Source organism: Streptomyces sp. NPDC127106, assembly GCF_042677605.1.
GTDB lineage: Bacteria > Actinomycetota > Actinomycetes > Streptomycetales > Streptomycetaceae > Streptomyces.
Genome location: NZ_JBHXTC010000025.1, coordinates 13,093 through 34,908 on the forward strand (window position 1 = coordinate 13,093; position 21,816 = coordinate 34,908).

The 21,816-nt window shown below is 75.1% G+C and carries 17 protein-coding genes and 1 tRNA gene; 11 read left to right on the plus strand and 7 right to left on the minus strand.

What is annotated here, in order from left to right; all coding sequences use genetic code 11:
* The coding region (locus tag ACFVGY_RS21175) for a GNAT family N-acetyltransferase (protein WP_385679590.1) at positions 1 to 539 on the minus strand (539 nt) is incomplete at its 3' end.
* Positions 540 to 635: 96 nt separating this feature from the next.
* Positions 636 to 1,196 carry a DUF1707 and FHA domain-containing protein gene (locus ACFVGY_RS21180; protein ID WP_385679592.1) on the minus strand — a complete coding sequence of 187 codons (561 nt, stop codon included), beginning with the start codon at positions 1,194 to 1,196 and terminating at the stop codon, positions 636 to 638.
* A gap of 120 nt (positions 1,197 to 1,316) precedes the next feature.
* Between ACFVGY_RS21180 and treZ the strand changes: the two genes are divergently transcribed.
* The gene (treZ, locus tag ACFVGY_RS21185; protein WP_385679594.1) at positions 1,317 to 3,146 is read left to right on the plus strand and encodes a malto-oligosyltrehalose trehalohydrolase; all 1,830 of its coding nucleotides are present in this window, start codon (positions 1,317 to 1,319) and stop codon (positions 3,144 to 3,146) included.
* Between the two features lie 36 nt (positions 3,147 to 3,182).
* Here treZ and ACFVGY_RS21190 read toward each other — a convergent pair whose 3' ends face one another.
* A complete protein-coding gene (locus ACFVGY_RS21190) occupies positions 3,183 to 4,289 on the minus strand; it encodes a hypothetical protein (RefSeq protein WP_385679596.1) in 1,107 nt (368 codons plus the stop codon).
* A gap of 5 nt (positions 4,290 to 4,294) precedes the next feature.
* Positions 4,295 to 5,152 carry a LysR family transcriptional regulator gene (locus ACFVGY_RS21195; RefSeq protein ID WP_385679598.1) on the minus strand — a complete coding sequence of 286 codons (858 nt, stop codon included), beginning with the start codon at positions 5,150 to 5,152 and terminating at the stop codon, positions 4,295 to 4,297.
* Positions 5,153 to 5,242: 90 nt separating this feature from the next.
* On the opposite strand from ACFVGY_RS21195, the gene ACFVGY_RS21200 reads away from it, so the two are divergent.
* Positions 5,243 to 6,067, plus strand: coding sequence for a hypothetical protein (locus tag ACFVGY_RS21200; RefSeq protein ID WP_385679600.1), 825 nt, complete (start codon positions 5,243 to 5,245; stop codon positions 6,065 to 6,067).
* A 74-nt stretch (positions 6,068 to 6,141) separates the two neighbouring features.
* A tRNA-His gene (locus ACFVGY_RS21205) sits at positions 6,142 to 6,214 on the plus strand.
* Positions 6,215 to 6,273: 59 nt separating this feature from the next.
* Here the strand turns inward: ACFVGY_RS21205 and ACFVGY_RS21210 are convergent.
* The 3 genes from ACFVGY_RS21210 to ACFVGY_RS21220 form a co-directional block, all read right to left on the minus strand.
* Positions 6,274 to 7,053: an alpha/beta fold hydrolase gene (locus ACFVGY_RS21210; protein WP_385679602.1), complete on the minus strand. Its 780-nt coding sequence runs from the start codon at positions 7,051 to 7,053 to the stop codon at positions 6,274 to 6,276.
* Positions 7,054 to 7,510: 457 nt separating this feature from the next.
* Positions 7,511 to 9,574, minus strand: coding sequence for a phosphocholine-specific phospholipase C (locus ACFVGY_RS21215; RefSeq protein ID WP_385679604.1), 2,064 nt, complete (start codon positions 9,572 to 9,574; stop codon positions 7,511 to 7,513).
* Between the two features lie 223 nt (positions 9,575 to 9,797).
* Entirely contained in the window at positions 9,798 to 11,144 is a 1,347-nt protein-coding gene (locus ACFVGY_RS21220; protein ID WP_385679606.1) for a tol-pal system YbgF family protein, read from the minus strand.
* A gap of 135 nt (positions 11,145 to 11,279) precedes the next feature.
* Here ACFVGY_RS21220 and ACFVGY_RS21225 point away from each other — a divergent pair, with 135 nt between their 5' ends.
* The 8 genes from ACFVGY_RS21225 to ACFVGY_RS21260 all read left to right on the plus strand — a co-directional run bounded on the left by ACFVGY_RS21225 (position 11,280) and on the right by ACFVGY_RS21260 (position 21,781).
* Positions 11,280 to 11,483, plus strand: coding sequence for a hypothetical protein (locus tag ACFVGY_RS21225; protein ID WP_385679607.1), 204 nt, complete (start codon positions 11,280 to 11,282; stop codon positions 11,481 to 11,483).
* 229 nt (positions 11,484 to 11,712) lie between these two features.
* The gene (locus tag ACFVGY_RS21230; RefSeq protein ID WP_385679609.1) at positions 11,713 to 11,925 is read left to right on the plus strand and encodes a DUF397 domain-containing protein; all 213 of its coding nucleotides are present in this window, start codon (positions 11,713 to 11,715) and stop codon (positions 11,923 to 11,925) included.
* 572 nt (positions 11,926 to 12,497) lie between these two features.
* Positions 12,498 to 15,230 (plus strand): hypothetical protein, encoded by a 2,733-nt coding sequence (locus ACFVGY_RS21235; protein ID WP_385679611.1) that lies wholly within the window; start codon positions 12,498 to 12,500, stop codon positions 15,228 to 15,230.
* Position 15,231: 1 nt separating this feature from the next.
* Positions 15,232 to 16,584, plus strand: a complete 1,353-nt coding sequence (locus ACFVGY_RS21240) for a hypothetical protein (RefSeq protein ID WP_385679612.1) — start codon at positions 15,232 to 15,234, stop codon at positions 16,582 to 16,584.
* Positions 16,581 to 19,211 (plus strand): GTPase-associated protein 1-related protein, encoded by a 2,631-nt coding sequence (locus ACFVGY_RS21245; protein ID WP_385679614.1) that lies wholly within the window; start codon positions 16,581 to 16,583, stop codon positions 19,209 to 19,211. Before ACFVGY_RS21240 ends, ACFVGY_RS21245 begins: the two co-directional genes overlap by 4 nt.
* The gene (locus ACFVGY_RS21250) at positions 19,208 to 20,905 is read left to right on the plus strand and encodes a hypothetical protein (RefSeq protein WP_385679616.1); all 1,698 of its coding nucleotides are present in this window, start codon (positions 19,208 to 19,210) and stop codon (positions 20,903 to 20,905) included. The genes ACFVGY_RS21245 and ACFVGY_RS21250 overlap by 4 nt, the downstream gene beginning before the upstream one ends.
* Before the next feature lie 47 nt (positions 20,906 to 20,952).
* Positions 20,953 to 21,102, plus strand: coding sequence for a hypothetical protein (locus ACFVGY_RS21255; protein ID WP_385679618.1), 150 nt, complete (start codon positions 20,953 to 20,955; stop codon positions 21,100 to 21,102).
* Between the two features lie 16 nt (positions 21,103 to 21,118).
* Positions 21,119 to 21,781: a tellurium resistance protein gene (locus tag ACFVGY_RS21260; RefSeq protein ID WP_360638105.1), complete on the plus strand. Its 663-nt coding sequence runs from the start codon at positions 21,119 to 21,121 to the stop codon at positions 21,779 to 21,781.
* Positions 21,782 to 21,816: the final 35 nt, after the last annotated feature.

Below are 21,816 nucleotides of genomic sequence, written 5' to 3' on the forward strand. Positions count from 1 at the left end.
GCCCCCCCCCCCCCCCCACACCCCCCCCCCCCCCCCCGCGCCCCCCCCCCCCCCGCCGCCCCGCCCGCGCCCGCGGCGGGCGGTACGGGCAGCGAGTAGCGGCGCTTGGCGAGGCCGCGGGCGCCGAGCCGGTCGTAGAACCGGATCGCGCCCTCGTTCCAGTCGGGCGTCTGCCACTGCACCTCGTCGAGGCCGCGTTCGCGCGCGAGCGCGGCCACACCGTCCATCAACGCGGCGCCGAGGCCGTGTCCGCGGGCCTCCTCGGCGAGGTAGAGGCAGTCCAGGTGAAGGTAGTGGCGGGCGTCCCAGAAGGTGAACTCGGCCGAGCAGGCGGCGTATCCGACGACCCTGCCGTCCGGGTCCTCGACCAGCAGCACCCAGGCCCGGGCGTCCTCGGCGAACAGCTGGGGGCCGAGCCGGCCGGCGAGTCCCGGGGGCCGGGGCGCGGACCTCTCGTACGCGATGTGCTCGTGGACGAGCTCGACGAGGCGGGGCAGGTCTTCGGGACGCGCGGGACGCACGACGGGCTTGTGATCCATGCACCCCATCCTCGGACACGGAGGTGGTGACCGAAGGTCCTTCGCCGCAGGCCGGGTGTGCGTCTGCGGGGGCGGAGGGGCAGCCGGCGACGGGGCTTAGCCTGACGACAGGCGGAAAGACATGCGGCCGAATCCGACCTGGTCGCCGTCGCGGACCACGATGGAGCCGGTCACCCTGCGGCCGTTGACGGTGGTGCCGTTCGAGGAGCCGAGGTCGGTCAGGACCCACATCCCGTCGCGCATGCCGAGTTCGGCGTGCACCCGGGAGACGGTCTCGTCGGTGAGGCGGAGCCCGTTGCCCGGGTCGCGGCCGATCCGCAGGGGCTGGGCGCCCGGGTGCGGCAGCAGCAGCTTCGGCAGCCGTTCCGCGGTCCAGGCGCGCCGGACCCCGGCGGACACGGCGGAGACCCGTCCCACCCAGCCGAACAGCCGGTGGGTCCACGCGGCTTCCTTGTCCCGGCCGTCGAGATCGGCGACGAGGACGGCGAGCTCCTCGGAGCGGCGGGCGACGAGGGCGAGCTCCATCCGGCGCAGGAAGGTGTCGTGGGACAGCTTGCCGAGGGCGGCTCCCTCACGGAGCTTGCCCAGGGCGAGGTCGCGCTCCGCGTCGGAAAGACGCGGCGCGGGATAGGCGGGGAACTCGAAACTCGACGTCACAGGGTGATTGTCGGCCCGTCAGGGCCGGAGTGTCCAGAACTGCTCCGGCCACCGGTGATGATGGGTACGACACATGGCAAAGCTCACGTTCCGGTACCGCCGCAGACGAGGGAGCCGCCCGTGCAGTTCGAGGTGTGGGCACCGCTGACAGACCGGGTCGCCCTGCGGCTCGCGCCCGCCGCAGCCACAGCCACAGCTGCAGCCGCAGGCACGGCCACGGCCACAGCCACAGGGACGGCCGCAGGAGGGGCCGCGGCCTGGACCGCGTACGACATGCTGCGCGATCCGGAGCGGGACGGCTGGTGGGTCGTCGAGGCCCCGGCCGCCGACGGGGACCGGTACGGGTTCCTGCTGGGCGACGACCCGGCCGTACGGCCCGATCCGCGCGGACGGCGGCTGCCGGACGGGCCGGACGGACCGTCGGCCGTCGTGGCCGTCGAGCGGCTGGCGCCGCAGGCGCCGGCGCCCGGCGTCCGGCTGCAGGACGCGGTCCTGTACGAGCTGCACATCGGCACCTTCACCCCCGAGGGCACCTTCGACGCGGCCGCCGCCCGCCTCGGCCACCTGGTCTCGCTCGGTGTCACGCACGTCGAGCTGATGCCGGTCTGCCCGTTCCCCGGCCGGCACGGCTGGGGGTACGACGGGGTCGCGCCGTGGGCGGTGCACGAGCCGTACGGCGGCCCGGCGGGGCTCGCCCGGTTCGTGGACGCGGCGCACACGGCCGGTCTCGGGGTGGTGCTGGACGTGGTCCACAACCACCTGGGGCCGTCCGGCAACCACCTGCCGGCCTTCGGCCCGTACTTCACGGACACCCACCACACCCCCTGGGGTGCGGCGGTGAACCTGGACGCGCCCGGCTCGGACGAGGTCCGCGCGTACTTCATCGGCAGCGCCCTCGCCTGGCTGCGCGACTACCGGATCGACGGGCTGCGCCTGGACGCGGTGCACGCGCTGGCCGACGGGCGGGCGCTGACGTTCCTGGAGGAGCTGGCGGCGGCGGTGGACGCGCTCGCCTCCGAGACCGGCCGGCCGCTGTTCCTGATCGCCGAGTCCGACCGGTGCGACCCGCGGACCACCGCCCCGCGCGCCGCGGGCGGACAGGGCCTGCACGCCCAGTGGAACGACGACTTCCACCACGCCGTGCACTGTGCGCTGACCGGCGAGTCGCAGGCGTACTACGCCGACTTCGCCGAGGCGCCGCTCGCCGCCGTGGCGAAGACCCTGACCCGGGCCTTCTTCCACGACGGGACCTGGTCGGCGTTCCGGGGCCGCACCCACGGCCGGCCGGTGGACCGCCGGCGGACCCCCGCGCACCGCTTCCTCGGCTACAGCCAGACCCACGACCAGATCGGCAACCGGGCACAGGGCGACCGGCTCGCCGCCTCCCTCTCCCCCGGGCTGCTGGCGTGCGCGGCTGCACTGGTCCTGGCCGGGCCGTTCGTGCCGATGCTGTTCATGGGCGAGGAGTGGGGCGCCGGCACGCCGTGGCAGTACTTCACCGACCACCCGGACCCGGAGCTCGCCGAGGCGGTCCGCACGGGCCGGCGCCGGGAGTTCGCGGCCCACGGCTGGCGGGCCGGAGAGGTCCCGGACCCGCAGGACCCGGCCACCCGGGACCGGTCGTGCCTGCACTGGGCCGAGCCGGAGCGCGATCCGCACGCGCGACTGCTGGCCTGGTACCGGACCCTGGTCGGGTTGCGCCGCAGCCACCCGGACCTGCGCGACCCGGACCTGGCGGCGGTGCGCGTGGCGTACGACGAGGAGCGGCGCTGGATCACCTTCCGGCGGGGCGACGTACGGGTGGTGGTGAACCTCGCCCCCGTGCCGGCGGTGATCGCCCTGGGCCGCAACGGGGTCCGGGTGCTGGCGTCCTGGGGTCCGGTCGACCACCCGGATCCGGAGGGCCGCGTCCACGTCCCGGCGGAGTCGGCCGTCCTGCTGGCGCCGTAGCACCGTGGGACCCCGCTGCTCGGCGGGGACCGGGTCTCAGCGCGCGCCGAGGCGGCGTACGGCCCGGTCCTCCGCCCGCTCGACCGGGCCCCGCCCGTACGCGTGGACCAGTGCGAGGTGGAACAGGGCGGGGGCGGTGGGCGTCCAGTGGTGGATCCGGTCCGGCCGGAGCAGGTACCGGACGACATCGGCGGGGCGGAAGGGGACCAGGTCGGTGCTCTGGTGCTCCCACCGGTCGGCGACCCCGCGGGACATCCGCTCCTGCAGCCCCTGGCCGGTCAACTCGCCCAGCTGGGCGTGGAAATGGGCGCTCCACTGCCGCCGTTCCACGTCGAGCACGAAGGCCAGCAGGCTCAGCGTGTACTCGTGGGGCTCCAGGGAGAGTTCCTCGCGCATGCCGCGCCGCGCCACCTCGTGCAGGTCGGGGGCGCTGCGGCCGGCGGAGTCGAGGTGCCGCGAAAGCCCTTCGTTCACGGAGGAGTTCCACAGGCCGGTGCCTGTCCGGACGCTGTCCGCCCGGTGGCTGACGACCAGGAGGTGGTCGGCGGTGACCACGGCGACGTTCACGCCGAAGCTGCACTGCAGGAAGGCGGGTGCGGCGAGGGGGTCGCCGGGGTCCAGGTAGCGGCCGCGCGGGGTGGTGCCGTCGGGCAGCCTGCGGTCGAGCTGCTGGGCGGCCAGGAAGGTGAAGTAGTCGGTGGGGCGCAGCCGCAGGCGGACCTCCGGCTGCTCTTCCAGGGGGCTGCGGGAGACGGACACCCCGTCGACCGCGTAGCGGGGGCCGTTCCAGGCGCCGCCGCCGTCCCTGGCGCTCTCCTGTTCCGCGACCTCGTCGCGCCAGGGGGTCATCTCCTCGGGCAGGACGACCTCTTGGTCGAGGACCTGGACGTGGACGGCCGACGGGGCGATCGGGTGCCGTCCGTCGCCCTCCACGATCAGGGCGGAGGTGCGCAGCGGACCGAGGGCGAACGCCGACCAGGCGGCCCGGTCGCCGTCCTGGCGGAACGTCATGCTCCGTACCCTGCCTGCCGATCGGCGCCTGAACCGGTGCCACGCGTCCTCGATCGGCTGCTGGAAGAGGCTCCCGAGGACGAGCCCGAAGACGGCGCCGACCGCACCGTTGACCACGTCTATTCCGCTCACGCGGGTCAGCCTAGGGGGTCCGGGGCGGCGAGCCGGGCGGAGAGGGCGGCGGCCGCGGGCGTGGGCGTGCGGGGGGTGAGGAGCTCCGTGCGGTGGACCAGGCGGGGGTCGGCCAGGGGTACGGCCACGCCCGCCGCGGCGGCGACGGCCACCCGGTGGGGCAGGAGGACCAGGCCGTGCCCGGCCGCGGCCAGGGCGCACAGGGCGTGCAGGTCGGTGCCGTCGTAGCGCAGGGCCGGGGCGGTGCGGACGGCGGCGGGCGGTGCGAGGCCGGCGTGCGGGGCGTCGAGCCAGCGCGCGTCGGCGAGGTCGTCCAGGCGGAGGGCGGCCCGGCGGGCGAAGGGGTGGCCGGCGGGGAGGAGGACGGCGAGCGGCTCCTCGCCGATGCCGGTGACGGTCAGCGGGGCCACGTCGGGGAGCCGCAGCGGGTCGCTGGCGGCGGCGAGGCCGTCGACGAGCCCGAGGTCGCAGCCGCCGGTGGCGACGGCGGCCGGCACCTGATCGGGCGGTACGACCCGCAGCTCGACCCCGGTGGCCGGCAGGGCGGCGAGCAGCCGCGGCCCGACGGCGAGCGGCGACGCGGCGAGGGCGACCCGGCCGGGCGGGGCCGCGGCCAGCCGGAGCACGTCGGCCCGGGCCGCGTCGAGCCGGAGCAGCAGCGGGGCGGCGTGTTCCAGCAGCCGCAGCCCGGCGGGGGTGGGGGCGACGGGGCGCCGGGTGAGCAGCTCGGTGCGGAGGTCGCCCTCCAGGGCGGCGATGTGCTGGGACACGGCGGACTGGGTGTAGCCGAGCTCGCGGGCGGCGGCGGAGAAGGAGGCCAGTCGGGCCACGGTGACGAAGGTGCGCAGGAGGTGCGGATCCATGGCCACCAGCTTTGCCCATCAGCTTTGCTTATCGACAGTGCAGGAACAATCGTTGGCGCTGAAGTGGGGGGCCGCCCCAGGATGATCGGCATGAGCCACACGACCACCGGCACCGCCGCCGGCACGCAGACCGGGCCGAGCGCGCCCGCCGCCCGGATCGCCCTCGTCGGCGACCGCTCCCCGCACGTGACGTCCCACAACCGGATCCCGCTCCTCCTCGACGCCCTCGCCTCCCGCGACGGGCTGGTCCTGGACGCGTACTGGATCCCCACCGCCGAGGCCGGGGCCGAGGCGGCCTCCGGGGCCCTGGCCCGCTTCGACGCGGTCTGGGTGCTGCCCGGCAGCCCGTACGCCAGCGAGGCCGGGGCGCTGGCGGCGGTCAGGGTGGCGCGGGAGGAGGGCGTTCCGTTCCTCGGGACCTGCGGCGGCTTCCAGCACGCCCTGCTGGAGTACGCCCGCGCGGTCTGCGGGCTGTCCGGCATCGCGCACGCCGAGAACGACCCGGCCGCCGACGCCGAGGACCTGCTGATCACCCCGCTGGCCTGTTCGCTCGTCGGGCACGAGGGTGTCGTACGGGTGGAGCCGGGCTCGCTCGCCGAGTCCGTGCTCGGCGCGGAGCGGACGACCGAGCGGTACCACTGCAACTACGGGCCCGAGCCGCGGTACCTGCCGGCCCTCACCGCACACGGCCTGCGCCTGTCGGGGCACGACGAGGACGGGCAGCCGCGGATCGCGGAGCTGCCGGGCCACCCGTTCTTCCTGGCGACGCTGTTCCAGCCGGAGCTGCACGGCGACGGGAGCCGTCCGCACCCGATCGTGCGGGCCCTCGCGGCCGCGGCCGTCGCACACGCCGCGGGGGAGCGCGTCGCCGCTGCGGAGCGCGTCGCCGCCGGGGAGCGCGTCGCCGCCGGATAACGCGTCGCAGGACCGCCCGTCTGATCGGCTATGCTGTGCGTGCACATCGAACGGGTGGTCCGCCGCCCTTCGTGGTGGGTGTAGCTCAGTTGGTAGAGCACCTGGTTGTGGTCCAGGTGGCCGCGGGTTCGAGTCCCGTCACTCACCCTTCCGGTCCCGTAGGGGCACGAGGTCTTCGCACCTCGTGCCCCTACGGGCGTTTTCGGCTACGCGCCGCCCTCCTCCTGCCGGTCGGAGCGGAGGAAGTCCTCGACCGCTGTGACGAAGGCCACCGGCGTCTCGTGCGGCGGGTAGTGGCCGGCCCCGGGGAGCGGGAGGACCCGGCAGTTCGGGTACGCGACCTTCCAGGTGGCGTGCATCACATCGGGGCTCAGCGCGAGGTCGTACTCCCCCGCGAGGACCAGCACCGGGACGGTGCTGCCCTTGACCGCGGCGGACAGGTCCAGCGACTGCCAGCTCGACAGGTAGGCGGCGAAGGCCTCGGGGCGGGAGACGGCGACGGAGTGCGCGACCATGCGGTCCAGCCAGTGGCGGCTCGCGCGGTGGCCGGTGACCAGGTCGAGGATGACGCGCCGGTTCTCCGGGCTGGCGGCGGCGCCGTGGAAGAGGGCGTGGGTGGCGTCGTCCATCTCGTACGGGCCGGCCGGGACCGGGTTGATGCCGATCAGCTTCTCGACCCGCTCGGGGGCACGGACCAGGACCTGCTGGATGGCCTTGCCGCCCATGGAGTGGCCGATGAGGGAGAAGGTGTCCCAGCCGAGTTCGTCGGCGAGGGCGAGGACGTCGTCGGCGATCTCGGCGAGGTGGTAGCGGCCGGGGACGTCCCGGCGGTCGCCGTAGCCGCGGTAGTCCGGGAAGGCGTACGAGAAGCCGTCCGGGTCGAAGAAGTCCAGCACGGAACCCCAGTTGGCGGAGGTGCCGAACCAGTCGTGCAGCACGATGGCGCGCAGCGGTCCGGTGCCGATCCTGCGGTGGGCGATGGCCATGCGTTCTCCCTCGGTGGCGGAGGTGGCGGAAACCGACGCCGTACGTACTGCCCACCGTTCCCGCGCCCACACCGCACCGCTGCCGTCGCCGGCCGTCCGCGCTCCCAGAGGGGGTCCGGCCGCTGGTGGGTGCGGCCGTGGGGATGCCTGGCATCACCCCCAATTTTTTTAAGCCGATGTCCCGTGCGGTGCGCGTCCGCGTCAGCGGCGTGCGGACCGCCGAACACGGGCGCGGAGGAACTGGCCCAGCTCCTCGACCCGCCGCAGCCCACGGGATGCCGGCCCGGCACCGGGCCCGCCGGGTGCGGGCGGCTCCCGCCTCCTTGCAGGAGTGCGCGGGGGCGATGGCCCGGGGCGAGGCCCCCGACGGACCCTTTGCTGGCGCACGCCCGCGACCGCCGCCCCGGGGACCTGCCGGTCCTGGAGCGGCGGTTGCTGCGCGGTGCGCCGGACCGGGTCAGACGGTCTTGAGCGCCGGGTCCGAGACGCCCGGGGCGCCCGTTTCCACGTGGCCCGCGAAGCGGCGCAGGAACGTGCTGTCGCGGTCCGAGACGATCTTGACGTCGTACCAGCGGGACGAGGCCAGCAGATCCACCGTGTGGGTGACGGTGGCGCCGGCCGCGACCCGAAGGGTCCGGGTCGCCGCGGTGTCGTAGGCGTTGGTCACCGTGAGGTTGACGGCGGCCGTGCCGGAATTGGTCAGGGTCAGGTTCAGGTTGCCGGTGGCGGCGTCGTGGCGGGCCGTGGCCTCGGGGCCCGCCTTCTTCGCCGGGCCCTTCCACGTCCGCAGGAAACCGTTGGGGCCCCAGACCGTGAGGTCGACCGTGTTGCCGGTGGAGCTGCTCGTCGACCAGGTGTCGGAGAGCGTCTTGCCCGCCTCCACCGTGTAGGGCCACGGCCCGTCGGTGCGGTTGCCCGAGGTGCTGTGGAAGTGGGCGCCCAGGGTGGGACCGGAGGCGAACGTCAGGGTGAACTTGCCGGTGGACACGGTGGCCCGGCCGTCCACGTACGGGGCGTAGCCCAGGGCGCGGGTCGGCTTGGCGCCGGCCTCCTGCCGCGGCAGGGCGCCGGCCGCCGGCGGCACCGGGTGGTAGGAGGGGTGGCGGTTCTTGTCCGGCGGCACGTACCCGGCCGTGGACGGGAGCGCGGCGGGCGCGGCGTCGGCCCGGGTGAAGTCGAAGGCCGAGGTCAGGTCACCGCACACCGCGCGGCGCCACGGGGAGATGTTGGGCTCCTGCACGCCGAACCGCTTCTCCATGAACCGGATCAGCGAGGTGTGGTCGAAGGTCTCGGAGCAGACGTAGCCGCCCTTGCTCCACGGTGAGACCACGATCATCGGGACGCGCGGGCCGAGCCCGTACGGGCCGGCCGCGTAGCCGCCGCCGCCCGCGTACAGGTCCCCCTTGACGTCCGCCGTGGACAGGCCCCACGCGGAGGACGCGGGCGGGTACGGCGGGACGACGTGGTCGAAGAAGCCGTCGTTCTCGTCGTAGGTGATGAACAGGGCGGTCTTCGCCCACACCGCCGGGTTCGCGGTCAGCGCGTCCAGGACCTGCGAGATGTACCAGGCGCCGAAGTTCGTCGGCCAGTTCGAGTGCTCGCTGAACGCCTCGGGGGCCGCGATCCAGGAGACCTGCGGCAGGGTGCCGTTGGCCACGTCCGCGCGCAGCCGGTCGAAGTAGCCTTCGCCGGCCTTGGCGTTGGTGCCCGTGCGGGCCTTCTCGTACAGGGGGCTGCCGGGCTGGGCGTTGCGGAAGGAGTGGAAGTAGAGCAGTGAGTTGTCGCCGTAGTTCCCGCGGAAGGCGTCGTTGATCCAGCCCCACGAGCCGGCCGCGTTCAGGCCGTCGCCGATGTCCTGGTAGATCTTCCAGGAGATCCCGGCGGCCTCCAGGCGCTCGGGGTAGGTCTTCCAACCGTAGCCGGCCTCCTGGTTGCCGAGGACGGGGCCGCCGCCGGTGCCGTCGTTGCCCGTGTAACCGGTCCACATGTAGTAGCGGTTGGGGTCGGTGGCGCCGATGAAGGAGCAGTGGTAGGCGTCGCAGACGGTGAACGCGTCGGCGAGGGCGTAGTGGAACGGGATGTCGTTCCGGGTCATGTACGCCATGGTGGTGGCGGTCTTCGCCGGGACCCACTTGTCGTACTTGCCGTTGTTGTACGCCTGGTGGCCGCCGGCCCAGTCGTGGTTCAGGCCCTCCAGGAACTGCATGCCGAGGTCCGGCACGTCCGGGTGGAAGGGCAGAATGTCCTTCGTGCCGTTGGACTGGTGGAAGACGGACTTGCCGTTGTCCAGGAGGACGGGGCGGGGGTCCCCGAAGCCGCGGACGCCCTTCATGGCGCCGAAGTAGTGGTCGAAGGAACGATTCTCCTGCATCAGCACGACGATGTGCTCGATGTCCTGGACGGTACCGGTGGTGCCCTGCGCCGGGATGGCGGCTGCCCGCGCGATGCTCTCGTTCAGCATCGCCAGGGCGGCGGTTCCGCCGGCGATCTGCAAGAACCTGCGGCGGTTGACTTCGGCCATGGGGTGACGACCTCTGCGGGTGAGGGGAAACGGGACAGGGAGGTGACGGGGATCCGAGGGGCGCCCCAAGGACAGCGGGCCCGGGGTACCGCCCGGAGAGCAGCCCGTGACGTCCCGCGGTACGGCGGGAGAACGCAAAAGTCCTCCCGGCGGCCGCCCGGATCTACGAACCGGCACTGTCGGCCCGGATGGCACGACCCTTCCGGTATGGGCTGTTTCGCGTTCAGCGGGGCAGCAGGTTCGTCGGTGTGACGAGTCGAGCACGTTCGTACAGTTCCCGCGCTGTGCGATTCTTCAGATACGGGCGAATGCGGCTGTGCATGGCGGTGATGCTCCGGTCGCACTGGCCGGACTGAACGAGTGGGTACATCTCCAGGACTCGCCCCCACGTCTCGCACGCCACCTCCAGGTGCCCGACCTCCAGTTGCCGCTCGGCGAGCAGGGACAGGTAGCGAATGCTCGTCCGCCTGAACGTGCCGGGGCGCAGCCGGTCCGACTCTTCAAGCGACTCGATGGAGCCCGGCACGTCGCCCAGTTCGTAACGGACCTGTCCCACGTGATACGCCAGCGAGGAAGGGTTGTAGGACCCGAACGTCCTGTACTGTGACTCGGCTTTGTCCATGGCGACTTCGGCTTCCTTCATGCGCTGCAGGGCCATACGCCCATTGCCCTCTTGTGCTGCGGCGTGCGCCTGCTGTCCGGTGAGGAACGCGCGCATTCTGGGACCGGCGTGCGGGGACGCGGCGGCGGCAGCGTCGGCGAGTCTCAAAGCTTCGGTACCGTGCCCCAGGTCCACCGCCTGGACGCTCATTCCCCGCAGCGTGGTGCAGTACGTGAGGTGGTCCTCGGACGCCCCGGCAAGTTCGAGCGCCTTCAGGTAATAGCGCTGCGCCATTGCGTGTACGCCCTCGTCGACGGCCATGTAGCCCGTGAGGTACGAGAGGTCGGACGCAGCGGCCATCATGGATTTGCGGACATTGTCCCGAGCGTCAGCGCGTAGACAGGGGGCAACCGTGTTGACGAGATAGGCGGCAGCCATCGGGCGCGCTGTCCGTCCGCCGAACTGGTCGTCGATGTCCGAGAGGCGTTCGGTCATGGCGATGACCGATTGAACGTCGGACATCCCGATGCGTCGCGTCCCGCCTTTGTGGACGGCTTCCATTCGGCCGACCACGTCAGGCCAATTGGGTACGGTGAGGGCGACGGCGAACAGGCCTACTCCGAGCATGCTTCGACGCGAAGAGTCCATGTCCTGCCTCCCCAGGTCCAACAGCCCTTCAACCGTGCCGGGCAGCGGGCCGGACTCTTCAGCGGAAGGTGGCGGGAAACCCGCCTCGCTGTTCGTGACGGGGCGGCCCAATCTCCTGGCCAGCGCTTCCAGGATCAGCGGGCGCACGTCCTCTTTGGGCATGTGCCCCTTGAGCCACTGGTGCACCGATGGTTCGCGGTACTTGAGGGGTGTTCCTCGCCCGGTTCCCAGCTTGTTGATCTCTCGGGAGAACTGACGGAGCGTCCATCCTGTCTCGCGGTACAGCCGCTCAAGTCCTCGGTTCGGCTCTCGACTGGTCACCGGCCGTCCACCCCCGCTTAAAGGTCTTAAGTCCTGGCGCGCTTGCAACGGTACCTCCGTGCGTGGTCGTGCGGTTGCCTTGAGTGAGCACGCCGGACGGCCGGAGTTGCCGGGACAGACGAGGAGACAGCGAGGATGATCAGGACGACCGCGGACACGGACGCACGCAGGGACGAGTACATGACGTTCGCGCCGACCGGGGAGACATGCCCTGAGTGCAGCAAGCCGATCGGAGCCCTTGAGCCCTGCCGACGGGGAACCGTGGAACGCCAGTCCGGCCCGTCCACCGTCGTCTACCGGCACCGCGAGTGCGCCAGGAAGTTCCGGCGGACCGCGTGACCCCTGCGAGGCTCCCCCGCAGACCGCCCGCGCGCTTGTTAGCCGGCGCCGGAGCTGGTGCCCCTCAGCACCGTCGCGTGGACTGCTGCTGTCGCTGCGATCGCGGCCCGAGGTCGGGCCGCCCGGGTTCCCGCCCCCTTCTGTGCCGAACGCCGACACGCACGACGGGACGGGTGCACGAACGGCGCGGGGACCGTTTCCCCGTTACGTCCTCCGAGAGGAGTACCCCATGTCCACTGGAACGCCCGAGTTCGAGTTCGTCAGGACGGCCGCGTGCCGTGACCCGAGGGTGAACAACTGCCCCGAGGTCGCGACCAACGTCCCCGGCGTCGTCGCCTTGCGCGACAGCAGCCGACCGGACATGGTCGTCACGTACACGTCCGCCGAGTGGGCCGACCTGACGGCCGCCGTCAAAGCCGGAGAGTACGACCTGAGTGCGTGAGAGTGGGTCCCGTGACGAAGTGCCCCCGCTGTGACGCCGAGTGCCCCACCGACCCCGAGAGCGGGTTGCCGTGGTGCGCGCGGTGCGGGGAGTTCTTCGGTCTCTCGCTGCCTGCCTGCCGGGGCTTGTGGTGGTGGCGCAACGCGGCCACTCGTCACCCGGTCCGGCGGCGCGAGCACTGAGCGGACCACTCCACAACGGCCCCGTCCGTGTGCCCTCCCGGGCGCATGGGCGGGGCTTCCTGCTGGTCAGACGGCCCCGAATCCTGCTCCGGGACTTTGCAACCGTCCAAGGAACGGTTTCCCTCCATCAGGACGACGACGTGCTCGACGTCCTGGATGGTCTGGTGGTGCCCCGTGTGACGACCTCTGCGGGTGAGGGGAAACGGGACAGGGAGGTGACGGGGATCCGAGGGGCGCCCCAAGGACAGCGGGCCCGGGGTACCGCCCGGAGAGCAGCCCGTGACGTCCCGCGGTACGGCGGGAGAACGCAAAAGTCCTCCCGGCGGCCGCCCGGATCTGCTGGAATGACTTCCGGACACACGTCACGGGGGGCACAGGGGGCACGGGGGCATGACGGGGACGGGCACGGGGGCCGGCTTCGGGCATGCCCTCGGGCTGTCGCGGGCGCTCACCGGCCTGCCGGTCGCCCCGCTGGTGGAACGGTACGGGGAGCTCGTCGCCGCGCAACAGGGCCTGGGTATCGGCCACTTGGGCGAGTTACTGGTCCCGCCCGGCGGGCGGCTGCGGGTGCTCGACGGGATCTTCGCCGTCGAAGGGCCGGGGCGGCGGCACCATGTGGGAGCGGCCGCCCTGCGGGGGCCGGTGGCGGCCCGCGCCGGGGCCCGGGGGGCGGCGCTGGTCGAGCGGCTCGCCGGGATACAGGAGCGGGATCCCGCCGCGTTGCGCCGGATCCTGCTGTACCAGCTGGTGCAGCTGCTGCACGACCACCCCCGCGGGGACCGGGCGGAGACGGCCACCGCCCTCGGGGTCGACCCCGCGGAGGCGGCGGCCCTGGCGCAGGCTGCGGCCGGGCGGGCCCGGCTGGACGCGGCGGGGCGGGCGGCGGCGGAGGGCCTGGAGGACGCCTGGGCCCAGGGCCGGATCCGGGCCGCCGCCCTGTGCGCGGCCGCGCTCCCGCCGGCCGGCGGTGACCGGCCGCTGGCGGACCGGCTCGCCGGGATCGCCGCGCGGGTCCGGGGCGCGGACGCCCTGTTGGACGAAGCCCGCGACCACGAGGACCGCGGGGAACGGGAGGAGGCCGCGGCCCGCTACGGTCAGGCCGCCCGGCTGGCCTGGGACTGCCCGCGCGCCGTTCGCGGACTGGTCCGCACCCACGCCCCGACGCACGGCCGCCTGACGGCCACCCTCACCCCGACGTGCGTCGAACTGCGCAGCCTGCCGGCCGCAGACGAACCGGCCGCGTCCGGATCCGCCGGACCGGCCGCGACACAGGGCCCGGCCACGGCGCCGGGGCCGACGGAGACGGAGGGGGCGGCGTCCTGGCGGGTCGTCAGGCTGACCCGCGGCGAGCCGCTCACGGTACCGCTGACGGAGATCCCGGGGGACCTGGCGACCGGCCCGGTCACCGACCCCGACGCCCCCCTGGGCCGCCAGGTCCGCTACGTGGCCCTCCCCCGTGACATCCCGCCGACCCGAACCGCCACCGGCACACCGCCGGACACCGCCGCCCCGACGCCCGACCGGGGTTCCGCCGCCCGGGGCGCCGCCACGGCCGGAGGCGCGGCGCACGGCGCCACCACGGCCGGCGGTGCGATCCCCGCCTCCCGAACGGACGGCGGCCCGGCCGGCGCCCGAGCCTCCGCCGCAACGGCGTCGGGGACACCGACCGATGGCCGGACCGGGCCCGCGGCCACAGCGGCCGGGGAGGCGGGGCCGTTGGTCAGTGCGGTGCTGCTGGTGGCGCCCGAGGTGGCGGAGCTGGTCCTCGCCGACGGGCGCGCCCGGATCGAGGCCTCCTGGTTACGCCCCGCCGGGGCGGTCGGCGTCGAGGTGACCGTGACCAGGCCCGACGGCCGGCCCGTGCCGCACGGGTCCCTCATACCCGGCTTCACCGCAGCCGGGGCCGTCGTCCACGACCCGGGGGGCCACGCGCTGCAGGACGCGGGGCACCGGACCGCTTCGGTCGGGGCAGACGCGTTCGGCACGGGCAACGCGGGCACGGCAGGCGCGTCCCCCGTAGCCGACCCGCCGGCCGGCGACGGCGCCCGTCCCGGCGCGGACGCGGGCGCCGGCAGGGAAGGGGTGCGGGTCGACTCAGTGGCGCCCGGGCCGTACGCCGTGCGGGTTCGGGCGCGGTACGCGGGGCCCCGGGGCGAGGTGCTGTCACTCGGGACCGAGGGGGAGGTCAGCGTGCACGCGTGGCCGGAGCCCGTGCGGAGCCTCGCTGCGCGGGCTCGGGACGGCGGCGGGCTGCAGCTCTCCTGGACGGGGGCCGAGGGGGCCGACGTACGGATCGTGCAGTGGCGCGGCGACGCCCCCGCCGAGGGGGCCGAACTCGCGGCCGCCGGGCTGCCGCCGGCGCTGCCCTGGGTGGACGCGGCCGGGGCCGCGGATCCGCCACCGGGCACGCTGGCCACCGTCACCGCCGTGGCCGTGCTCGGCGAGCGCGCCCTGGCCGGGCCGAGCACCGCCGTCGAGGCCCCGCGGCCGGTGGCCGGGCTCACGGCCCACCGGACCGCCGCCGGCCGCGCCCGCATCGCCTTCGACTGGCCCGAGGACGCGGGCCGGGTCGTCGTCGCCGCCGCCCCCGGAGCGGGCAGCGGCGAGTCCACCGAACACCCCGTCGTGCGGGCCGTGTTCCTGCGCGAGGGGCTGGAGCTGCCGGTCGGGCCCGACGCCGTCCGGATCACCGCGTACGCCGCCCCCCGCAGCTCCCTCGCGACGGTGGCCGCCCCGGGCGACGCCGGGCAGGTCCTCCTGCCCGCCGACGTCGCCATCGCCTACCGGGTGCTGCCCGGGCAGCGGCGGATGCTGCGCCGCGGTCCCTGCGTGCTCCGCGTCACCCTGCTCGCGCCCGGCGGCGACCCCGGGGCCGGCCTGCCCGACTTCGTCCTCGTCGCCGGCGCGGGCGGCGGCACCGCCCGGCCCCACCGGCCCGCCGACGGCGTCGAGTTGTGCCGCGTGACCGGCAGCGAGCTCGCCGCCGCCTTGACCGTGGAGCGCCAGATCGTCCCCCAGCCGCCCGCCGCCGGCCCCTATGCCGTGCGCGGTTTCCTCCTCGGCGGCCGTGCCGCCTCCGTCCGGCTCGACGAGCCCTCCCTCACCTCCCTGGTGGTCCGCTGACATGACCTCCGTCGTCTGCCCCTACTGCTTCGACCGCTCCTCCGCCGCCCGGCTGCCCTTCCGCTGCCAGATGTCCGCGACCGGGGTGCGCGGGGGCAAACCATGCACCGCCGAACTGGACACCGTGTGGGCCGAGTTCATGGGTCCGAGCGTGCCGCCCGCGCTCACCCTGCGCGGCCCGGTCTTCCCCGGGCCGCGCGGCCTCGCCGGCCGCCTCGGCGTCGGCGGCGGTTCCCGCGCGGACTGCCCCCACTGCGGGGTGTCCACCCCGGTCCGGGTCTGCCTGCGCTGCCACAGCGACTTCCCCAGCGACTACTGCGACCAGGACACCCGGATCATCGCCCTGCTGGGCCCGAAGGCGTCCGGCAAGAGCACGTACGTCTCCGTCCTGATCAACGAGCTGCGCAACCGCGTCGGCCGGGCGTACGGAGCGTCGATCACCGCGATGGGCGGCGAGACCCAGCGCCGCGACCGGGAGATGGCCGAGGACCTGTACGACCGGCTGCGGCTGCCGGAGGCGACCCGACCCGCGGCGCTCGGCTTCAACGACCCGCTGCTGTACCGGCTGAGCCTGCCGCTGCGCCGCCGGCTGCTCGGCGACGGCAGCCGGCACACCGCGCTTGTCTTCTTCGACGCGGCCGGCGAGGACCTCGGCAGCGCCGAGGCCATGGACCGCTACACCCACTACCTGGCCGCGGCCGACGGGATCGTCCTGCTCGTGGACCCGCTGCAGATGCGGGCCGTACGGGACCAGCTGCCCGTGGACTCCGGGCTGCCGCTGCCGACCGTGGAGACCCCGCCCCAGCAGATCGCGGCCGACCTCGCGGCGCAGCTGCGCGCCCACGGCCGCGGCAGCAGCCGGGGCCGGGTCACCACCCCGGTGGCGGTCGCCGTGACCAAGACCGACTCCCTGTTCTCGCTGGTGGGTCCGCATTCCCCGCTGCGCCGCAACGCCGATCACGCGGGCGGCGTGCTGGACGACGAGGACCGGCTGGCCGTGCACGAGGAGATGCGGGGCCTGCTCGACAGCTGGGACTCGGGGGCGCTGTTCCGGCAGTTGGAGCGGGACTTCGCGCAGCTGTCGCTGTTCGGGATCTCGGCACTGGGCTCCCCGCCGTCCGCGGAGTCCCCGTCCGACGCCCCGAAGTCGGGTCCGCAGCCGCTGCGCGTGGAGGACCCGCTGCTGTGGCTGCTGGGGCTGGGCGGGCTGCTGCGGCGCACCCCGGCCGGCAGCACCCCAGCCGGCAGAGCGGCGGCCGACAGTGCGGCGGGCAGCAGCGCGGCGGGCGGCGGCAGCGGCAGCGGCAGCGGCAGCGGCAGCAGCCGGCGTACGGGACCGGGAGGAGCAGCGTGAGCCTCGCGCAACTGCACTACACCTCGGCGCCGCCCGGACCGGACGGCTCGGGCTTCCGGTTCACGGCGGTCAGCCCGGGGGTGCCCGTATCGCTGCTGCGGGAGGCCGAGCAGCTGATCGGGTACGAGCCGCCCCGGGACGCCCCGGCCCGCCCGGGCCCGGAGCAGCTGCGCGCGTTCCCGCAGGCGTTGAGCCTGAACGTGCTCGCCGACGGCAGCCGGCTTCTGGCCCGCTCCGTGTACACGGGCGCCGACTACAGCGGCCGCTGGGGCAACTTCCACGCGCACGCCGTGCACCTGCCGCAGCCGGCCGGGCCGGACCGGCCGGCCGAGGGGCCGCTGCCGATCACGTCCTGGGGCTCCCCGCAGTGGGCCGACGAGAGCCCGCCGCCCGGGGCGCCGCTGCCGCCGCTGGCCTCGGTCCCCGTGCCGGGGCCGCTGGACCGGGAGGCGCTGGCGGCGTTCGTGGCCGCTCGGGGGCCGTGGCTCGCCGGGTTCTTCGCGGACGTGCGCCGACTCGGCGAGGAAGCCGCGGCCCCGCAGATCGTGGTGGTGGAGCCGGACAGCGAGGCCGCGGCCCGCTGGATCATGCTGGCGTGCAGTGTGCTGCCGCACCAGCGCGGCCAGTGGCTGACCTTCACCACGTACACCCGGCGGCCGCAGCTGGCCCGACAGCAGATCATCGGCGTGCTGCCGGACGACGGGCCCGGCCTGGCCGGGCAGGAGCACCGCTACCGGGTGTACGACGCCACCCGGGCCGCTGCCCCCGCCCCGGCCCCCGACGCGTGGGCGCAGACCGCCGCGCGGGTCTGGCGGGCGGGCCGGCAGGAGCTGTTCGCCGAGGTCCGGCGGCTGTCCACCGAGCCGCACGCGGCCGGGCCGTTGGCCGCGCTCGCCCTCGCGGCCGAGGTCCCGCTGGACCGTGCAGGCCGGGCGGCGGCGGCCGACTGGGCGGCCGGGCACCGGGAGGCGCTGGACGGCGGACGGCTCCACGCGCTGGCCGCGGCCCTGGGCCGCCCGGCGGACGGGATCGGGTACGACGGCGAAGGGGACGCGCAGGCCGAGGCCGCCGAGGCCGCCGCGTGCGGGCGGCTCCTGGCGGCCCTGGCCGGGTGGGCCCCGGTGGCGGTGACCGAGCCGCTCGCTGCGGTCGCCCTGGCCCGGGCGGTGCGCTCCGGCGGCGCCGCCCCGCCGGCCGGGCTGCTGGGCGGCGCCGTCCGGCTGCGGCTCGGCGCGGAGTTGGAGCCGGAGCTGCGGGCGGCGCTGACGGACCCGCAGCGCGGGCCGGCGGACCGGGTGGGCCTGCTGCGGGTCGGTGCCGAGCTCGGGATCGACAGCGCCGACGTACTGCCGGAGGTGGCCCGGCATCTGGCGCGGGCCCTGATCGCCGACCCGGAGGGCACGTACGGGGAGCCGGTGCGGTCCGCGCTGGACGGGATGCCGGGCCTGCGGGCGCTCGTCCTGGACCGGCTGGACGGGCTCGCGGCCGGCGATCCGGCCGCGGCGGCGCGGGTGTTCGCCCGGACCCCGCTGCGGCTGGCGGCGACCGACGCCCTGCCGCACCTGCGGATGTGCGCGCGGGGGCCGGAGCCGGGCGGGGACCGGGTGCGGGCGCTGACCGACCTGGTGCAGGCCGCCGGTGTCCCGCTGGAGGCGGAGCCCCTGGTGCTGCGGACCGCGATGCGGCTGGTGTGGCCCGAGGGGACGCCGGGCGCGCACGAGGCGTGGCTGGTGCTCACGGCGACGGGCCCCGGGCCCCATCGGGAGGCCGGCACCTGGGAGCTGCTCGCGCGGGCGGCGGTGGACGCCCCGGCCGAGGACCGGGCGGCGGAGGAGCTGGCCCCGGAGCTGCTGCGGCACTTCACGGCCGAACTCCCTTCCGCGCTGCGACCGTCGCTGCTGATGCTGGAGCTGGCCGGGAACCTGCGCGCGGGTGCGGCCGGGCCGGGCTGGGTGCGGCAGGCCCTGGACCTGGGGACGCTGAAGCCGTCGCCCTCCGCCCGGGACCACGGCTACGGGGCGGTGGCGGCGCGGCTGCTGGCGCCCGAGGGCCGGCCCGAGAGCGAGCTGCGGGCCCTGATCGAGAGCAATGACGCGGCGCTGCTGGCCGCCTACCGGCGGGCCGCCCGCGAGCCGCGGGTCATGGACCGGCTCCGCCTCGATCCCCGCTACGCGGCCGAGTGCTTCGCGACCTGGTCCTCGCAGCCACAGGCGGGTCCGGTGTGGCAGGAGGCCCGTACGGACCTCCTGGACGGGGTGATGCGGCCGGTCGTACGGGGTCTGCCGCCGGGCGAGCTCGCGGCCCTGGAGGAGGCGCTGGGCCGCCTCGGCGGGCGCTGGGCGCAGGAGTTCCGCGGCTGGCAGCGGCCGGGCGCCTTCGGGCGGCTGCGGGACCGCTTCACCGGGGCGGGCCGGGGGGCGCGGCGCGCCGCCAAGGGCGGCGGCCGGGACGGCGCGCCCGCCGATCCGCCGCGCCGCGGCGGGGGCGGCGGGCCCGTCGTGCCCGGCAGCCCGGCCGTCCCGCCCGTCCCGCCAGGCACGGCTGGCCGTGCCGGCGACGGAGGGGGCGGCGACGCAAGGGGCGGGTACGGGAAGGTCGGCGACGGGAAGGACGGGCTGCTGCCGTGAGTCCCGAACTGGGCCTGCAGATCCTGTTGTACGCCACCGCGGTCATCGGGGTGGCGGTGTGCCTCGGCTACGGGCTCTGGCGGTTCCTGGGCCTGGCGCTGCAGGCCGCCGCGTCCGCGTTCGGGCCCCGCACCCCCGGCACCCCCGACCCGCGGATCGGTGCCCCGCCCCCCGGGGCGGAGCCGGCGAAGCTCGCCTACTGGGCCCTGCAGATGTGGGTCGACACGGCGGGGGCCGGGCGGGCCGCCGTCGAGATGGTGTGGTACCTGCTGACCCGGCACTGGCTGGACGAGATGGTCCGTAACCGGCTGCTGCGCGGCTGCAGCGGCTACACCGGGGACGAGGCCGAGCACTGGATCGGCCGCCTGGTGCTGCGGCTGATCGCGCCCGGGATGGCGCTGGCCGCGGTGCTGTCGGCGCTGCTGGCATGGGTGCTGCTGGCCGGGATCGCGGTCGCGTTCGCCGCGCAGCTGGTGCTGGTGACGGTGGTCGTGCTGGCCGGGGTGCTGGCCGGGCGGGGCGTGGACCGGCTGTGGAAGCTGGTCCGGGGCATCCGCATGAAGTGCCCGTACCCCGGCTGCTACCGGCCGTTCCCCCTGGCCGTGTACGTCTGCCCGGACTGCCGTGCGGCCCACCGCGAGCTGCGGGCCGGCCGGTACGGAGTGGTGCGGCACGTCTGCCGCTGCGGGCGGGCCCTGCCCACCACCGCGCTGGCCGGGCGGAGCAAGCTCGCCGCGCGCTGCCCGCACTGCGACCAGGGGTTGCCGAAGGCGGTCGGCACGACGCGGGTGGTGCACCTGCCGCTGGTCGGTGGCACCTCCGCCGGGAAGACGATGCTGCTGGCGGCCGTGCTGGACGGGCTGGGGGCCTGGACGCGCACGTCCGGGCTGACCGTCGAGTACGCCTCCCCCGCCGACCGGAACGAGGCCACGGCCCTCGGCCGGCAGGTGGACGCCGCGGGCTGGGCGCTGAAGACCCAGGGCGGGCAGCCGCGCGCGCTGATGCTGCTGGTCGGGAAGGGCCGCGGACGGCTGCGGCGGCAGCGGCTGCTGTACGTGTACGACCCGATGGGCGAGTCCCTGCGGGACGCGGACACCACCCGCCGCCAGCAGTACCTGGCGCACGCCGACGGGGTGCTGCTGGTGGCGGACGTGCTGGCCTCGCCCGTGGTGCGCCGCTCCCTGCGCGCGGGCGACGGGGAGCTGGCGGTGGCCGCCCGGCCCGCCGACCTGGGCCCGGTGGAGACGTACGCGGGCTTCACCGGCGAGCTGCAGGGGCTGGGCGGCCGGCGCCGGCGCCTGGGCGTCGCGGCGGTGGTGACCAAGCGGGACGTGCTGGACCGGCTGGACTCGCTGCCCCGGCCCGGGGACGGGCCGGTGGACGCCTGGCTGGAGGAGATCGGGCTGGGCGACCTGGTGCGGTCGCTGGGCCACGACTTCGCGGCGGCCCGCTTCTGGGCCGTCAGCGCCCGCGCCGCCACCGGGGCGGGGGCCTTGGAGTCGGAGCAGCTGCGGGCGGCCGAACCGGTGCTGTGGCTGCTGTCGCGGACGGGCCTGCGGGTCCGCGGGCCCGCCGGAAGCCCGGGCGGCCCGCCCGGCGGGCGGCGGCCGCCGGGTCTGCCCCCGCGGCTGGCGCGGCTGCCCCGACCGCGCGGTTCCGCCGACCGCGGCACACCGAATCGATCAAGCCTGTGACGAGGGCCGGGGCGACTGGCTAGGGTCGCTGGAAGGAGCAACACCCCATGGTGACACCGCAGATCGTGCGGGGGCGGCGGTTGATGCTGACCCTGCTCGTGGTGGCGGTCGCGATGACGGCGGCCGCCGGGCTGGCGGCGCTCGTGCAGTACGTACCCCAATGGCTTTGGGAGTTGAAGGAGATCAGCAGTGAGTGACATCCCCGGCGGGCCGATGGCGAACCGGCCGGTCCACTTCATCTGGCTGCTCGACTGCTCGTACTCGATGCAGGGCGAGAAGATCGGCCAGCTCAACTACGCGATCAGAGAGGCCGTTCCGGAGATGCGCTCGGTGGCGCAGGACAATCCGGCGGCCCAGCTGCTGCTGCGGACGATGACGTTCTCCACGACCGCGCGCTGGCACCACCAGGACCCGGTGCCGGTGGAGACCTTCACCTGGCAGGACGTCCAGGTCGACGGCATGACCAACCTGGGCGAGGCCCTGCAGCTGGTGGCGCGGGAGCTGGACACCCCGCCGATGCCGCAGCGCGCCCTCAAGCCGGTCCTCGCCCTCGTCTCCGACGGGGTGCCGACGGACGACTGGAAGGCCGGACTGCGTGCGGTGGACGCCACCCCGTGGGGGCGCAAGGCCGTACGGGTGGCCATCGCGATCGGCGCGGACGCGGACCGCACCGTGCTCCAGGAGTTCCTCGGCAATCCGGAGCTCCAGCCGCTCGACGCGAACAGCCCCAAGCAGCTTGCGGCGGCGATCCGCTGGGCGTCGACGGCGGCGGTCAAGGCCGCCTCCCAGCCGGTGGCGGGCGCCGGGGACGGCATGGTCAAGCAGCCGCCGTACGCCCCGCCCGTGCTCGACGACGACGATGACGACGTGTGGTGAGCGGCCCCGTGTCACCCGTGCCACCCCCCGTCCCA